This is a genomic window from Lysinibacillus sp. fkY74-1 (genome assembly GCF_053165895.1).
This window is the reverse complement of the sequence record NZ_CP170173.1, coordinates 1,860,992-1,876,773: the sequence shown is the minus strand read 5'-3', so window position 1 is coordinate 1,876,773 and position 15,782 is coordinate 1,860,992. Positions and strand designations below refer to the sequence as shown.

Annotated in this window: 19 protein-coding genes; 8 read left to right on the top strand and 11 right to left on the bottom strand. The window is 38.2% G+C overall.

Annotated features, from left to right (window positions below; translation table 11 throughout):
* The first annotated feature begins 272 nt into the window (after positions 1 to 272).
* Positions 273 to 887 carry a TetR/AcrR family transcriptional regulator gene (locus ACE1MS_RS08925; protein WP_012294077.1) on the top strand — a complete coding sequence of 205 codons (615 nt, stop codon included), beginning with the start codon at positions 273 to 275 and terminating at the stop codon, positions 885 to 887.
* A gap of 277 nt (positions 888 to 1,164) precedes the next feature.
* On the opposite strand, the gene ACE1MS_RS08920 is transcribed toward ACE1MS_RS08925, so the two are convergent.
* Both ACE1MS_RS08920 and ACE1MS_RS08915 read right to left on the bottom strand, forming a co-directional pair.
* Positions 1,165 to 1,683, bottom strand: coding sequence for a hypothetical protein (locus ACE1MS_RS08920; RefSeq protein ID WP_198696008.1), 519 nt, complete (start codon positions 1,681 to 1,683; stop codon positions 1,165 to 1,167).
* Complete coding sequence (locus tag ACE1MS_RS08915) at positions 1,683 to 2,162, bottom strand: RNA polymerase sigma factor (protein ID WP_031419832.1); 480 nt, start codon at positions 2,160 to 2,162, stop codon at positions 1,683 to 1,685. Before ACE1MS_RS08915 ends, ACE1MS_RS08920 begins: the two co-directional genes overlap by 1 nt.
* 297 nt (positions 2,163 to 2,459) lie before the next feature.
* Here ACE1MS_RS08915 and ACE1MS_RS08910 point away from each other — a divergent pair, with 297 nt between their 5' ends.
* Positions 2,460 to 4,637 carry a DNA topoisomerase III gene (locus ACE1MS_RS08910; RefSeq protein WP_447402846.1) on the top strand — a complete coding sequence of 726 codons (2,178 nt, stop codon included), beginning with the start codon at positions 2,460 to 2,462 and terminating at the stop codon, positions 4,635 to 4,637.
* Positions 4,638 to 4,705: 68 nt separating this feature from the next.
* Here the strand turns inward: ACE1MS_RS08910 and ACE1MS_RS08905 are convergent, their stop codons facing one another.
* Positions 4,706 to 4,891 carry a hypothetical protein gene (locus ACE1MS_RS08905; RefSeq protein WP_036215697.1) on the bottom strand — a complete coding sequence of 62 codons (186 nt, stop codon included), beginning with the start codon at positions 4,889 to 4,891 and terminating at the stop codon, positions 4,706 to 4,708.
* Positions 4,892 to 5,165: 274 nt separating this feature from the next.
* Complete coding sequence (nagZ, locus tag ACE1MS_RS08900) at positions 5,166 to 6,866, bottom strand: beta-N-acetylhexosaminidase (RefSeq protein WP_281486554.1); 1,701 nt, start codon at positions 6,864 to 6,866, stop codon at positions 5,166 to 5,168.
* 189 nt (positions 6,867 to 7,055) lie between these two features.
* On the opposite strand from nagZ, the gene ACE1MS_RS08895 reads away from it, so the two are divergent.
* On the top strand, positions 7,056 to 7,451 hold the full coding sequence (locus ACE1MS_RS08895; protein WP_012294071.1) for a hypothetical protein: 396 nt from the start codon (positions 7,056 to 7,058) through the stop codon (positions 7,449 to 7,451).
* A gap of 83 nt (positions 7,452 to 7,534) precedes the next feature.
* Here the strand turns inward: ACE1MS_RS08895 and ACE1MS_RS08890 are convergent, their stop codons facing one another.
* Positions 7,535 to 8,074 (bottom strand): helicase, encoded by a 540-nt coding sequence (locus ACE1MS_RS08890; RefSeq protein ID WP_447402845.1) that lies wholly within the window; start codon positions 8,072 to 8,074, stop codon positions 7,535 to 7,537.
* 211 nt (positions 8,075 to 8,285) lie between these two features.
* On the bottom strand, positions 8,286 to 8,828 hold the full coding sequence (locus ACE1MS_RS08885; protein WP_031419825.1) for a GNAT family N-acetyltransferase: 543 nt from the start codon (positions 8,826 to 8,828) through the stop codon (positions 8,286 to 8,288).
* A gap of 365 nt (positions 8,829 to 9,193) precedes the next feature.
* Between ACE1MS_RS08885 and ACE1MS_RS08880 the strand changes: the two genes are divergently transcribed.
* Positions 9,194 to 10,366, top strand: coding sequence for a multidrug effflux MFS transporter (locus ACE1MS_RS08880; protein ID WP_447402965.1), 1,173 nt, complete (start codon positions 9,194 to 9,196; stop codon positions 10,364 to 10,366).
* A 68-nt stretch (positions 10,367 to 10,434) separates the two neighbouring features.
* On the opposite strand, the gene ACE1MS_RS08875 is transcribed toward ACE1MS_RS08880, so the two are convergent.
* On the bottom strand, positions 10,435 to 10,932 hold the full coding sequence (locus ACE1MS_RS08875; RefSeq protein WP_012294067.1) for a hypothetical protein: 498 nt from the start codon (positions 10,930 to 10,932) through the stop codon (positions 10,435 to 10,437).
* A gap of 96 nt (positions 10,933 to 11,028) precedes the next feature.
* Here ACE1MS_RS08875 and ACE1MS_RS08870 point away from each other — a divergent pair, with 96 nt between their 5' ends.
* Positions 11,029 to 11,481: an NUDIX domain-containing protein gene (locus tag ACE1MS_RS08870; RefSeq protein WP_447402844.1), complete on the top strand. Its 453-nt coding sequence runs from the start codon at positions 11,029 to 11,031 to the stop codon at positions 11,479 to 11,481.
* A 16-nt stretch (positions 11,482 to 11,497) separates the two neighbouring features.
* Here ACE1MS_RS08870 and ACE1MS_RS08865 read toward each other — a convergent pair whose 3' ends face one another.
* Both ACE1MS_RS08865 and ACE1MS_RS08860 read right to left on the bottom strand, forming a co-directional pair.
* Positions 11,498 to 11,746 (bottom strand): GNAT family N-acetyltransferase, encoded by a 249-nt coding sequence (locus ACE1MS_RS08865; RefSeq protein WP_447402964.1) that lies wholly within the window; start codon positions 11,744 to 11,746, stop codon positions 11,498 to 11,500.
* Positions 11,747 to 11,971: 225 nt separating this feature from the next.
* Positions 11,972 to 12,289 carry a MazG nucleotide pyrophosphohydrolase domain-containing protein gene (locus ACE1MS_RS08860; RefSeq protein ID WP_012294064.1) on the bottom strand — a complete coding sequence of 106 codons (318 nt, stop codon included), beginning with the start codon at positions 12,287 to 12,289 and terminating at the stop codon, positions 11,972 to 11,974.
* An 80-nt stretch (positions 12,290 to 12,369) separates the two neighbouring features.
* Between ACE1MS_RS08860 and ACE1MS_RS08855 the strand changes: the two genes are divergently transcribed.
* The gene (locus ACE1MS_RS08855; protein WP_031419819.1) at positions 12,370 to 12,945 is read left to right on the top strand and encodes an LOG family protein; all 576 of its coding nucleotides are present in this window, start codon (positions 12,370 to 12,372) and stop codon (positions 12,943 to 12,945) included.
* 53 nt (positions 12,946 to 12,998) lie between these two features.
* Here the strand turns inward: ACE1MS_RS08855 and ACE1MS_RS08850 are convergent, their stop codons facing one another.
* Entirely contained in the window at positions 12,999 to 13,190 is a 192-nt protein-coding gene (locus tag ACE1MS_RS08850; protein WP_012294062.1) for a hypothetical protein, read from the bottom strand.
* A 341-nt stretch (positions 13,191 to 13,531) separates the two neighbouring features.
* Between ACE1MS_RS08850 and ACE1MS_RS08845 the strand changes: the two genes are divergently transcribed.
* Positions 13,532 to 13,777, top strand: a complete 246-nt coding sequence (locus tag ACE1MS_RS08845; RefSeq protein WP_012294061.1) for a YkuS family protein — start codon at positions 13,532 to 13,534, stop codon at positions 13,775 to 13,777.
* Positions 13,778 to 13,917: 140 nt separating this feature from the next.
* A complete protein-coding gene (locus tag ACE1MS_RS08840; protein WP_012294060.1) occupies positions 13,918 to 15,084 on the top strand; it encodes a Ger(x)C family spore germination protein in 1,167 nt (388 codons plus the stop codon).
* Between the two features lie 38 nt (positions 15,085 to 15,122).
* Here the strand turns inward: ACE1MS_RS08840 and ACE1MS_RS08835 are convergent, their stop codons facing one another.
* Positions 15,123 to 15,782 (bottom strand): MBL fold metallo-hydrolase, encoded by a 660-nt coding sequence (locus ACE1MS_RS08835; protein WP_036215718.1) that lies wholly within the window; start codon positions 15,780 to 15,782, stop codon positions 15,123 to 15,125.

Sequence of the window (15,782 nt, the reverse complement as noted above, 5' to 3'; positions counted from 1 at the left end):
CTTCATTTTGATTCAGCAGTTGTTTGGACACCCTTAAAAAAGAGCAACAAGCATATCTTTTCCGTGCGTTTGCTACTAAATGGCTGAATCAGATAAATGTATAATTCATGAACAGGTTAACAACTAGTTGTATTATCGACACGGTGTCGTTAATATAATTATAACTGTCTGTTCAAAAAGGACAAACTACACAAGAGCGATAATTGATGCATTAACAACATGGAAGTCTTTTGTGTTGTATAAACGATAAATTTAATACAAGGAGCTTGAAAATGTCGAAAAAAATGGACCCTCGCGTGATTAGAACACGCCAGCTATTGAGAGATGCGCTAGTGGAATTAATTGATGAACAAGGCTATGAGAAGATTACTGTGCAAGATATTACCCAACGGGCCACCTTGAACCGGGCCACCTTTTATTTACATTATCGTGACAAATTAGACTTACTGTATCAAAGCTCTGAGGAAATCCTACATGAATTAGTAGGTAGTATTCACCCAACGGTTGAAGAGAAGAAAGATTTCGATTTATTGCCTCATTATGATCAGCCGCATGAGACCTTTATGCATTTGTTTGAACAAATTGCGCTGAATAGTAAGCTTTACAAAGTCTACCTCACAGAAAAAGATATCCCTTATTTTTCGGCAGGCTTAAAAAAGATAATTATCGATTTTGTATCAAGTGGCATTCAATTGATGGAGCCAGATGATCAAAAATTAACCGTACCGCGTGAGATGGCTATCCGTTTTTATGCTGCCGCCTTCCTTGAAGTAATCGTCTGGTGGTTAGAAAATGATATGCCCTATACGCCAAAATTTATGGCCACTCAGTTAATGCGTATTACCATTAAGGGACCCTACTTGGATAACCCCTTTCAGCAACCTTAAAAGCTGGCATTTATGATATGCCAGCTTTTAAGGTTAATTGATATGTACAATAACTGACCAATTATACTGGATGGTCACGGTTGCACCACAGCCGTAGTAACAGCCATCCCTTAACTTTCCCACCCGATCATTCCCTCCACTTTTTTAGAAAATAGATGTAAAAGTTCTGACAAAACTACTATTCCTTTCGATGTAGTTTGTATACAAATATTCGTTGAAACAGGAATGATAGCAACCCCTTTAGTTCTATTTCTAAAGGGGGTATTTTAGCTGTACCTCAGCGTATAGGATTGTCAAAATTCCAGTTCGTATAAATGACAGCCGCGTTTACTGGGTCTGTCGTCGTATCTACCGTGAAACCGCCTATTAGATTCCCTACTCTAAATGTTGGCTCAAAAAATTGTTCTTCCTTTGGGGGTGCGGTGGGACCATCTATCCCCAATTTCGTCTCATCTGTGACCACAACTTCCATGCCGTTATCCAACGTAAAGCTCAGTCCATCCTTTCCGACTTCTGTGATTTTTCCTTCAATATTGACGACTGCTTTTGCCGCAGGAGCTGCATGATCCACTACAATTCTTTCCGTTAAATCAAGTGCAGTATCATTGTTTACATTTACTAAAGGAGCAGCTACAGCAATTACTGCACAGGCAACTAAACTTCCCACACTAATTCGTACTTTTTTCATAAATGCCCTCTTTTCTTTTTGCTCAAATTCCATCATCTCGTTTTGCATCTTTATCTTAAATTCATCGGAAGCATGAATTTGCTTCAGCACATTTTTATAAGCATTCATCAGACCTTACTCCCTTCTTCTAGTATTGTTTTCAATTTCATTCGTGCCCTTCGTAGCTTGGAGCCAATCGTGTTGCCATTCATTCCTAATAGATTAGCGATTTCTACAGTTGTATAGCCTTCATAATAATGTAAATAAACAATGACTCTCTCTTCTGGACTAAGCTCAAAAATCTCCGTAAGAACCATCTGCTCCTCTTTGGCGATAAAGGACATTTCTTCAGTAATCGGCACTGTCTTCGTCACACGGGAAGACTTAAAGTAATCCTTACATTTATTAAAAGTTACTTTGATGAGCCAAGCTTTTAAATGATCTTCATGATCAAAGGGCTTTCTCTGTTTCATAAGAGTCATAAAAACGTCTTGAACAATGTCCTCTGCCTCAGACATATTTTTTGTCTGATGCACAGCAATTCGGATTAAGGTGTCACTATATGTTTGAACAATCTCTTGAACACATAAGCCCGCAAACTTTTTCATATTTCCTATCGAGCCCCCTTCTTTTCATAATACGATTCATCTTTTAAAATTCGTGCAGTGGATTATACTTTTATTATCATGGATGATTGGAGGCTGTCCTAAATGAAAAAGAAGAGTAAACTAAATCCCTCCTTAAGATCACATGTATTTTTTATGAAGTTGTAACCACTGACTTCATAAGAATTGTATGATAACTATCAAAAAGACCGACAAAATACTTGTTCTAACAGTTATACTGAATATTAATTTATAATGATATGACAAGAGTTGGAATGATTATTAACAGGAGAATGATAGATGAAAATAGTAATTGCAGAAAAACCAGACCAAGCTGCCAAGTTAGCTGCTCCCTTTTCTTTTACTAAAAAGACAGGATATTTTGAAGTCAAAGCCAACTCATATTTCCCAAATGGAGCAATTATCACATGGGCAATTGGGCATCTATGTGAATTAAAAACACCCGAAGAATATGATTCTACATGGAAAAAGTGGAAGTTGGAAACATTACCCATTATCCCCGACCGATTTGAATATAAAGTCTCTAAATCTAAGTATAAACAATTTACTATCATCAAAAATCTAGTTAAAAGAGCAGACATTCAGGAAATTATTATCGGTGGAGATGCGGGTCGTGAAGGGGAATTAATTATTCGTACCATTTTAAGGGTATGCGGTGTAAACAAACCGATGAAGCGATTATGGATATCATCCTTAACCGAAAACTCGGTAAAAAATGGCTTCTCTAATTTACTACCTGAAGCACAAACGAAGGATATTTATTACGAAGCTTTAAGTCGTTCCTGTGCAGATTGGCTAATTGGTATTAATACGTCGAGATTATATACGGTTCTACTTAAGAAAAACGGTGTCAAAGATGTCTTTTCCATTGGCAGAGTACAAACCCCAACCCTTGCATTAATTGTTCATAGAGAACATGAAATCGCGAATTTTAAATCAGAGCCTTTTTGGGAAGTCGAAGCAGTCTTTCATTTTGCAGGTAAGATGCTAAAAGCAAAATGGCACAAAAATAATATGTCAAGAGTATTGGAAGAAAAACAAGCGATAGCCATCGCTAATTTCTGTCTACATAAAAATGTAGACATCACAAAAATAATTAAAGAGACAAAGGAATACGCACCGCCTCTTTTATTTAATTTGTCAGGGTTACAGGCTACAGCAAATAAGGCTTATAAGTTTTCACCACAAAAAACTCTTGATATTTTACAAAAGCTTTATGTAAAAGGTTTAGTTTCATACCCAAGATCTGATTCACAGTTTTTAACAAGCGAAGAAGCCAAAACACTACCAACTATATTAAACAATTTGAGCAAAATGGATAAATATAAAAACCTTCTGCCTCCCCCAATAAACTCCATTATGCATAACAAAAGATATGTAAATGAGAAAAAGGTTACGGACCACCATGCAATCATTGTGACAGAACAGATGCCTAATCTTAGTAAGCTAAGCATGGAAGAAGAGAAGATTTACGATTTAGTAGCTAGACAAGTCATTGCAGCACATTATAACCATGCCATTTTTGCTTACACCACCATTCATTTGCTTGTCGATAAACGAGCAGAGTTCATATCGAAGGGGAAGGAGCAAATCGAGGAGGGCTGGCGTAAAGTCATTTATCCAACTAAAGATAGTTCATCTCAAGAAGAGGAAGAAATGCTTCCCCTGCTTCATGAAAATGAGCTAGGAACTGTGGCTCAAGCTAGCGTTAAACAAGGGGCAACACAGCCACCTAATAGATATTCAGAAGGTCATTTAATTACATTGATGAAAACAGCTGGTAAACATCTTGATGATGCGGAATTAGAAAAGGTTTTGTCTAAAACAGAAGGTTTAGGGACTGAAGCAACACGAGCGGGTATTATTGGTACACTCAAAGATCGACAGTACATTGAAATAAAGAAAAATCAAGTATTTGCTACGTCTAAAGGTATGCTATTAATTGAAGCGCTCGGTGAAAACAGCCTATTAACATCACCCTCCATGACGGCAAAATGGGAGCAGCGACTAGCTGAAATTGGTGAAGGACATGCTTCTCCCCAAGCATTTATGGAGCAAGTAAAAAAGCTTACCTACAAATTGATTACCGATGCACATGAACGCGAAAAAGCATGGACATTCGATCAAAAGGAAGTCGAAAAAATCAGTGCCAATAATCCTTATCAAAAGAAATATAAAAAAGAAAAAACCGTTGTCGGAAAATGTATTCTTTGTAATGGCTCTATTTTAGATCATGGAACTTTTTACGGTTGTTCAAACTATAAAGCTGCAAACTGTAAATTTTCTGTGTCCAAGAAAATTCTTAGTAAAACCATTTCACAGACGAATGTAAGAAAGCTACTAGCCACTGGTGAAACAGACATGATAAAAGGGTTTAAGAAGGGACAAAAAACCTTCAATGCGCATCTTATTTGGGATAAACAAGAACATAGGGTACATTTTAAATTTCCTCAATAATAGAGCATTTAGGCGGGAAGGCACTTCAAAGGGCGATATATTTATATCGCCCTTTCTTTCCCACTACCTCAAAAGAAATATGTTAAAGCATTGCTTCCAGAGGTTATTAATGCTAATAAACCTGCAAGCATCATCCATAGCGCATATCGGTTTTCTTCCTGTTTTCTCTTGCCTATCCAAAATAAAATGAAGCTGATGAATAATAAAACACCCCCTATTATTGCACCTGTAATAATCCCAATCATCATGCCCATTTCCTACAGCCTCCTTATCTTCTCTTCAAACTATTTGTTTTAATCTAGTTTCATTGTATCTATCAGTCATCACTTTTTTCTTACTCATTCCTTACATATTCATTAAGTTATAAACACTTCTATCCGCCACCAAACTAAAAACACCTTAATAGTTACACTATCAAGGTGTGGTTCGTCAATTGACTAGCTAGTGTAAATACCTGATCCATGCGCTCATCCTCTTCTACCCTTCAAAAAAAGAACATACATATCGATATGTATGTCCCTTTCCCTCTTATTTCAAATACGTATTTAATACTTGGACCATATGTGCATTGAGCTTATTAAGATCAACTGCTGATACTGGCTGATTCACAAGCTGATATTTTTCTTTCAGCTGAATGATTCTACGGACACTGTCATTAATTTGCTGCTCTGTGATTTCCCCGTTCTTTACGGCTGCCTTCAATGCATCTATGGCCGCTGTGACATTGGCGAATTCATGGGCAATTAAAATAATATCATTACCCGCCTTCACAGAATCTACAGCAGCTTGCCCAATATTAAAATGATTCGTAATGGCCTTCATCGTCATATCGTCCGTCATTACAACCCCATCAAAGCCAAGCTGATTTCTTAAAATCCCAGTAATAATTTCCTTTGACATCGATGAAGGGTATTGTTGATCGATTTTAGGTAATAAAATATGACCGACCATAACCACATCAACGCCTTTATCAATCGCCGCTTTAAATGGAATAAGCTCTAGCTTAGTTAAATCGTCTAGACTTTTCGACACTTTGGGTAGCTCTAAGTGAGAATCTACTGATGTATCACCATGACCAGGGAAATGCTTAATGACTGGAATTACCTGCTGACTTTCTAACCCCTGCATAGTCTGAATTCCTAATTGACTAACGATATCAGGCTTATTAGAGAACGACCGATCACCAATAATCGGGTTGTTCGGATTGCTGTTCACATCCATTACAGGGGCGAAGTCTAGATTGAAGCCAAATGCCTTTAATTGTTCCCCTAATAATTGACCAATCTCATAGGAGAATTGTGATTGATTGATTTGCCCAATCTTTTGGTTCGTTGGGAAATTTTTTAACGGCCCTGGTAATCTGACTACTTTGCCCCCTTCTTGGTCAGTTCCCAAAAATAATGGTAGTCGATTAGTCCCGTTCGCTGCCATTAGATCATTCATCAGTGAGACTGTTTGCTGTGGCGTTTCAAGATTATTGGCATAAAGAATCAATCCTCCAACCTTGTAATCACGAATTAAACTCGTTGTCTCTTGCTGAAGTGATGTGCCCGAAACACCGGCAAACATCATTTGACCCAGCTTTTCATCCAATGTCATCTGGTTGATTGTCTCTGCTATATCATCCGTTATTGCTGTATAGACAGAGATGTGATGAACAGCAGGATTGGCATCACCGTCAGTCGGCTTTGGCAAAATCCACTTTAGTTGATAGTGGTCGTTAACCTGATACACTAAAATAATTTGATTGGTCTTTGTGTCCTGATAATAGCGGACCTCATCAGGCTCGCCCAATTTATTTTTAATATCTGCTAAATGAATATTCCTTATATCTGCTTTAAATGAACGGATATCGAAAGCTTTTGTACTTTGAAAGCCAATCGTTATCTCTTGTTGAAGAAAATCCTCGTATTGTCCATTAGCGGACTCCGTTACTTGCTGAGGGTCCCCCCATTGCTGATGAACCGTACGGCTATCTGACTCCCCTGCGACAAATGGCACATCAGGTACTTTTCCTTCTCCTGCTAGGTTAACAATATCCTGAATGAAAACGTCAAGATTTCCAGTATCGCCGCCCTCAGTTGCATAATCGCTATGCTCTTGGACTGGGGGTGACTCCGAATTTCTAGTCGTTTGTGTGGCTGGTCGCATCTTCATACCGATAAAAAAGAGCAAACCCATTAAAATCAGCACAAGAAATAGGAGCAAGCCACGTCTTCTTTTATGCATGAAAAAACCTCCTCAATCCAACCCTAAGAATCATAAATCATTCTACCAGCTAACGTTATCATATCTAATGAATGAATACAAAGCATGTGAAATCAACAGAAACGATTCACTCTTTAGAAAATATTATCGTAAGCTAGCAAAAATACGAAGGAAAATGTTAAAATATTCTCATAAAGGGGGAGGCAAGGTATGGGGAAATTGAGTAAAAGGAATATATTGTGGATTGTACCAATCGGCATTTTAGGGGTATTTTGGTACTTCTATGGTCCACAAAAGGATATTACTGACAATGAATATATTACATATGTAAAAAACTATACTTATGAAAATAGTACAAAAACTTTAGAAAATGGCTTTGCTGCTGCCTGCGAAAATCCCTATTGGGTTTATTTTGAAACACAAAAAAGACAGGATGTAGTCGAGTTCAAAGGAGATTGCTCCGTTAATAATAAGGTTGCAAAGGTCAATGTGCAATTCCTTGTGGACAATGATAGGACAAATGTTCAATCAGGTGCAATGTTAGTGGATAGTAAAATGCAGGATGAATCGGATCGCGATCAGTTTTTGCTAGCATTAGTTAAATAATTAACATCCCCCTCATCATTAAACAAACAGTGAGGGGGATTTCTGTTATTTCCTCATCTTGATTTTTAATTGCCAACATTGAATTATTCTGAATGATTACGAAAGATAAATAGATCATCAGGATTCCAAACATGCAAGTCGTCAGCAAGATATCCACGTAGCCAAAGTACTCCATCTATTTTTCTAATGTAAAATCCTTTAGGAAAATCCTCCTCATCACTTACGATTTCTGAGGCAATTGTGATGGACCCAGAAGGCGCTCGATTTTGTTGTTGAGGATTCCCTGATTTACTTTCAGGTTGGTCTAAATATGCAAGTCTTACGTAAGGTCCGACCTCAAGAGGACATAAATCCAAGCCAAGTTTGTTTGCTTGTTCAATAAGCCGAGGCATCGTGGCTCCATCAGGAAAACCAAGATTTCTAACAGCAAGTTCAACAATTTTTAGGCTATACTTTCTTTCAGAAGTAATAAATTTATCATCAGATAATAATTTCTCTCCGTAATGATTCATCGAGATAGAATGCTCTTGTAACTTTTGAATTAGCTGCCATTTCGTTAGTCCACCAACCTCTATTGACTTAGCAATAACAGGGCAATCAGGATAAATTTTCCATTGTATCACTCCTTATTAATAAGCACCACATTATACATTTAATGAAAATAACGACATTCAAATCTTTTTCCTCTGCCGTTCGCTTACGTACATTTGTTCACGGTATCTTTCACATATAGTCTAAGAATACGGCTCTTGTCATGATTAAAAGCACAATTCTTGTTGCAGAATTGCGCCTAATTGTTAATAATTGTTATTCAATTTATGGAAACAAATCAATCTACCTAGTGGCTACTTCTTTTTTTAATAAAGAATAGATAAACGTATCATATGCTTTTTCATTTTGCACCATATAGTCTCTTAGAATTCCCTCTTGTTGAAAACCTAGCTTCAGCAGTAACTGATTGGATGCTTCATTTTCTAAATACACAACAGCCCCAATCCGCTGTAAATTCATGTGTTCAAAGCCATAGGCGATTACTTGCTGAATGGCTTCTTTTATATATCCCTGTCGCCAGTAATCTGGATGGATTTCATAGCCGATTTCCGCTCGTTTGTGTGGAGCAGACCATAAATGATAACCAATCGTACCCATGACTTCGCCAGTTTCTTTACGCTCAATACCCCACCGTATGCCTCTCTTTTCCTCATAGTTTTTGTCAAAAAGCTTGATTAACTGTTCAGCCTGCTGTTTTTCAATAAAAGGTTCCTGCCCATAATAGCGTGTTACCTCCTCATTGGAAAGGCAATGAAAAATGGCAGGTACATCAGCCTGCGTCAGTTTTCTTAATTTTAGTCGATCTGTTTCTAACTTTGGAAACATCCTTCTTCCCCCCTTCGCCACTTCTATATCCTTTAATCTCAAGCATAAAGGCGACTTCTCATACACCATGATCGATACATACTATCACCTATTACAAAAAATATATTTATTCCATCTTATGAAATTCCCATTTTTTGCACAAGTCATTTCTCTTAAATTTTAATAGAAATAACAAATATTACTATATAAAATTTATAAAATAGCTTATAATAGAAAGCTGACTATGCACTCCTACATTAAGCATATAAAGGTGATTTCAACATGCTATCTTATGAACGTATTCTAATAATGGTCCCGCCGGTTCCCTAGCTACGCTTTCTACTTGTCACTAACAGAGTAGAATTTGCTTGTAGGAGGGCAATATGTTGAAAAAACAGGCTGTACCATCTTTATTGTTAATGATTGTTCTTGTGGCGTTCCCACAAATTAGTGAAACCATTTATACACCATCTCTACCGGACATTGCAGATGCACTTGGTGTATCCAATAGTTCTGTCCAATTAACCTTAAGCATCTATTTTATTGGATTTGCATTCGGTGTTTTTAGCTGGGGATGGATTTCTGATATTATTGGCCGAAGACCTGCCATGTTAGGCGGTTTAGTTTTTTATGGAATCGGGAGCGCATTATGTTTTTTTGCGGACACAATCTCCTTTCTCATTGTAAGTCGTTTTATTCAAGCATTCGGTGCTGCTACTGGCTCTATTATTACGCAAACCATTTTGCGAGAAAGTGTAGCCGGTCATAAACGACATGCAATGTTTGCACAAATTTCCGCAGTCATTGCGTTTACTCCTGCGGTAGGACCATTGATTGGGGGCTGGGTGGATCAAGCACTTGGCTTCCGGGCAGTATTTTTTGTCCTAGTGGTCATGAGTATATGGTTGTTCATCTATGCCTTTGTTAGGTTACCTGAAACGACGCAACCAACTGCTAGGCAAAGAATAGCGATTTGGCCTGTCGTCAAACGCATTTTCGCTTCCCCGACCGTTCTTGTCTACGGTTTGGTCATTGGGGGCATTAACGGTGTGCTATTTAGCTATTATGCGGAGGCACCTTTTATTTTCATTGATTACTTTCAGATGACGCCGGGTCTCTATGGTTTTCTTGGCATCATCGTAGCATTGGCCTCGATTATAGGGGCTATGATTTCTAAGCGACTTATCACCACACGTTTACCTCAACAAATTATTTATATAGGTTGTTCGGTGATGTTGATAGGGGCTTTCCTCTTAATAATTGTCTGTACTTTGCCATTGCCTACAAGTATGCTAGCCATAGGCATTATGGGTACAGTTTTTATCTTGCTGTTAGGCTCGGGCATTGCTCTTCCTAACTGTTTAAGTCTAGCATTAGTAAACTTTCAGGACGTCATTGGAACAGCAGGCGCCATCTTTAGTCTCGGCTATTACTTGCTTGTCAGTGTGATCACATATGGTATGAGTTTGCTTCACAATGAATCCTTGCTGACGATGCCACTTTATTTCTTGGGATTAACGACCATGATGTGGTTAAGTGCAAAAAAATATATTCGATAATGGATGTTAGCGGGCATCTTATCTACTAAAACAAAAATGCCACCCTGTTTTACAGGGTGGCTTCTTTTTTATTGAAAATAGTGATCCACAACTTCTTGTGCGGATTGAAACACCTTATTGCTTTGAGTCTTATAAAGGAATTTTGGATTCATACAGGCTTTCTCAAGACTTTTGGCTTGCTTTAACTTATCCGTCATTTGCTCAATAATATCCGTATAGCCGTCAAGCTGATTCGAGATTTTAGGTAGCATAATAGGTGAGATATCTAACACAATTGATACCTGATCCTCTGCGTAGCTATTTAAATTAATAAAAAAGCATTGTTCCAGATGCTTTGAATGTTTATCGATATTAATGACCGCCTTTTGAAAATGGGCGATGAGGCCTGTAGAAGTTTTCGTAATGTTAAAGCCTTGCTCTGTTAGATGTTGTTCAACGAGCTGTAAAAACTGATCAACCTCAGCATCTAGTTTTGGCGTGACCGTTGATTGGATTAAATCATCACAATTTTGGTAAATTGTATCAATCTCAGTCTGTTTTTCAACAAGTATTTTAAAATTGGACATTGAATACACGCTTCATCTCCCCTTTTTATTAAGGTAGACATTCATGGAACGTTTTAGTCATAGACATAAAAAATTAACCAAGCTAGGGAGGTTCCTATGATAAGAAATTCTGTCAAAGCCATCATCCTCGTTGATGGTGAAATCTTGCTGATCAAAAATAAAATTTCGGAGGAACATTTTTTTCTTTGTCCTGGAGGTGGACAAGAGCATGGTGAAACATTTCATGCGACTCTCCAACGAGAATGCCTTGAAGAAATAGGCGCATCTGTGCATATTGGAGAGCTTCTTTTTATCCGCGAATATATTGGGAAAAATCATGAGCATGCTGCCTTTGACGCGGATGTTCATCAAGTAGAATATTATTTTCTATGTCAGCTCCATGAGCAATTGCCCCAACCCACTAATCCAGATAGTCACCAAATTGGGACAGAATGGGTCTCAGTGGCAAGGCTCCACGAGTTCCCACTATATCCCAAATTATTAATTCCACAGCTTCAGCGATATGAGCAAGGGCTACAAACCACTATTTATTTAGGTGACATCAATTAGAAAAGGCTGCCTATTTTTAGAGACAGCCTTCTTCAGCATTAAATGTTTTGACCATTGTATAGTAGCTACTGCCAGGCGGATAATCTTTTATTTCCCCCACTACTTGATAGCCTCTTTCCTCATAAAACGTACGAGCTTGGAACGAATAGGTTGTAAGCAAAGCCTTCTTAGCACCCATTTCCTGTGCGGCTATTTCTAGCTGTGCTAGCAGCTTACTGCCCAAGCCTTTTCCCCGATACGCTTCTTGAAACCAACATTTATGTATTTCCAGTCATCCCCAATAAACTTCAGCGGTCAAACCACCGACCCATTGCTGTTGTTGATCCGTTACGATCAAATGGAGAGGACGAACCGCTCCCTTCTGTCTACTTTCCCGATGATATGGAGAATGCTCATTATTAAAGCTACGAATTTTATCATGTGAAAAATTCGTAAAATCATCGTACGGTTCTTATAAAATAGAAATATGCGTATCGATATGAAGTTTCTCCTAATCCTGATAACGTTTCAATAGTTTATCCTGATGCGCGACAAAAATTTCCTCAAGTGGTATATCATATTGATTGGCAATGACAATAATATTCCCTATTACATCGCCTAGCTCCTCAATGAGCTCTTGCTTATTTTCCTCATAGGTTGGTGTAATTTCATCTGGTCGATCTCGGCCAATTTCTAATGCTCGTATTGCTCTAGCTACCTCACCAGTTTCTTCAGCTAAAAAGCCAATTCGTGTAAATATGTTAAGCTCTGACCACCCGCGGCTTTCATAGTAGTCCTTTACCCAATGTTGAAACTCATTTAACTCCATTTTCGTTCCCCCTCCATTTCTTTCCTATTCAAATTAAATTATACTATAAAAGAATCTCATCAGATATGGAGGAGTCAACAATGAAAAGTATCGCAGTATTTTGCGGATCTAGTATCGGCGCTTTAGACGCCTATCGTGAAGGTGCAATTCAGCTAGGGAAAGAGTTAGCCAAACGTCAAATTACCCTTATTTATGGTGGGGCAAGCGTCGGCATTATGGCAACAGTGGCCAATACCGTGCTACAGGAAGGTGGAAAGGTTATTGGTGTGATTCCTACCTTGTTAGAGGAGCGTGAAATTGCTCATCAGCAGTTAACAGAGCTGATTGTTGTCAACACCATGCATGAACGCAAAAGTAAAATGATGGAACTAGCAGATGGCTTTATCGCCCTGCCTGGTGGTCCTGGTACACTAGAGGAATTTTTTGAAGTGTTTACTTGGAATCAAATCGGCCTCATTCAAAAACCTTGCGCCATTTTCAATATTGAACAGTATTTCGATTTATTAATCTCATTTTTTGATCATATGCAACAGGAACAATTTTTAAAGGCCCAATATCGGGAAGCCTTAATTGTTGAGGCAGAAGCTACAGCGCTTTTAGATCAATGTCAAAATTTTGTTCCTCCCGCTATAAAAACCTACGAGCTAAGCAAATAATCAGGTGGTAAGGGTAGTCATCCTTTTATTCGACTATGCTTACCACCCTTTTTTTATCTCGTCGCATCTCGCTTTTTCACCACGAATACAGCTACCAATACCATAATGAGCTTCACCACCATGATGATTACATATACACTAAATGATAGTATGGTCGGTAATAAAACAAGCCACCATGACCAAGTAATAATATCCGTTACCTTTAATAGGACAAAAACAATGGTCAATACTTCTGCAATGCCCATCTGTTCACCACCTTTGTATGTATGTTCACTATGTAGTAACTATATTCCTCAGTATAGGGGGAGGATAAAGATATTTCATGTAACAGGAGGAAGTACCATGTATCCTTTAGTTTGTACTTTTAAAAAAAGTTGTGTAGGCTCAATCAGAATTTGCATTTCCAGCCAAACATAATCTGAAAGATAATGAATTTTTAACAGACAAACCATTAGCAACCATGATGAAGAGGAGATTTCTCATCATCATAGTTTGTCACTTTCACAGTCATGATCCACGTTCAAAAAAATAATATGAATAATGCGCTACATGTAATGGCACATTACTTATAGGAGGTGGACAAATTATGTCTAGAATTATTGGTGTTGAAGAGTCTTTATCCAATATTGAAGATGCTTTAAAAGCGAAAGGCTATGAAGTCATCCAGCTTCGAAATGAAGAGGATGCTAAAAAATGTGATGCCTGCATCATTACTGGTCAGGACCGAGACGTCATGGGGATTAGTGATCCAATTATAAAGGGTCCTGTCATTGATGCGAATGGGCTTTCAGCTAACGATGTCGTTCAGCGTGTCGAAAAATATTTCCATTAATGATGAAGTGCTGTCGCGTAAACATGGCGAGCAGCACTTTCTTATTTGGTTTTTTCCTTACATACTTATAATCTCTACTTATAATACACCTATTTGTTGTACAAAATAAATAATAGGAACTTTAAAAAGTAGGGAGACATATGAGCCAAAAAAATATATTGCTTGTTATTTTAATGCTTACGACCACACTACTCATGTCAGGCTGTTGGGATGTAACAGAACCCCAACGGATGTATTATGTGCAAGGTGTTGGTGTTGATTATAAGGATAATGAATATATAGCGTACATCCAACTTATGAACTTCGCCAACGTAGCAAAAACTGAACAATCGAACCCACAAGCGGCACCAACTGAAGTTGGTAAGGCTACAGGAAAAACTATCGAAGAAGCCATTTATAAATTGTATCGTTCAATGGACCAAGAAGTTTTTTGGGGACATATGACCTTTCTCCTTTTCTCGGAAAAAGCAATGGAAAGTGAACATGCCATTCCCATTATCGACACTTTTTTACGCTTTCGAGAAACAAGATATCATATTTGGGTCTATTGTACACAAGACCCTATCGAGGAAGTATTATTAGCAGCTCCTATTCTTGAAAAATCGCCCACTGCTACTAAATTGAGTAATCCCAAAAATAGTTCGAAACAAGAATCGTTTATTGAGCCTGTTAACTTGAGACAGCTAGTTATTGGCTTGAATGAGCCGAATCATGAAATGAAAGTCCCATTCATTTCTATCAATCAAAACTGGGAAACGGCAAAGGAATCCCGAACTGAAACCGCTTTTGCCGGTGTGGGCATTCTTTCAAAGAACGGTTTCAAAGGCTTTATTAAAGGCAATACAGCTCGAGGAATTGAATGGATGAATAATGCAACGAAGCAAGGGGAAATTACGATAAAATTAGACAATAGCGAGGAGCGGGACTACTTAACTGTTGATATTAAAAAATTAGATGTCAGTGTCAAACCGATTGTGCGAAACAATCAAGTGAAATTTGAAGTGTATTTAAAATTTAATACTATTTTGAATGGCTTTAAAGGGAAAGTGACACCGAGTCAGGTCAGGAAAAAGGTGGAGAAAGAAGTCAAAAAGGAAATTATAGCTACTTTTGAGGAAGGCTTAAAATTGGATACAGACGTCTTTCGTTTGTCAGAATATCTCTATCGTGACAATGTGAAGGTATGGAAAAAAATACAGAAGGATGGCAAAATCCCTTTAACCAAGGAATCCATCAGTAAAATCGATATTCATATCAACAAAGTAAGCCCAGGGCGAAAATCGTTTGAAGAAACTCTTACCGAATAACAATAAGAGACCACCCAATAATTGGAGTGGTCTCTTGTTTATGATAGCACTTGATGAAGCTGATCAAGGACCGCTCCTCTACTTATGCCCCCGTGATAGCAAACAACCGTCTCAATTTCGAGGTCTAGGTATTTTTTTAAAGACTCCTGAGCTTCCGCCAAATCTAATACGGATGGCTCATGGATACCCACAATATTGCCATCAACACTGTATAGCGAGTCTCCGGCAATTAACGTTTTGCTTTGTGTCAAATAAAGGCTAATATGTCCCGGCGTATGCCCAGGTGTATGGATGATTTGAATACCTCCACAAAACGGCAGTTCCTCACCATCACTTAAAGTCTTATCCACTCGCCCCTTAGGAGGATTCTCTAAATGTGCATCTTTTAATAAGGGTAGTTCCCCTTGAATATAAGGTTGCTCTAGTGCATGCGCGTATATTCGTATTTCCTGTGCACATGTATCTATTAAATCCGGCAGGCAACCAATATGATCCACATCCTGATGCGTGAGAATGACCGCCCTTAGCTGGTTCAATGAAACACCAACCTGTGCCATAGCCTCTCGCAATTCTTCCATTTGTCCAGGAAAACCTGCGTCTATTAAAACAGCCATATCTTGATCCCACAAAAGCGTAGGATGAATCATGAATCCTTGATAATTCAGTTCCAGTACCTTTACGCCTTTCGATATTTCTAT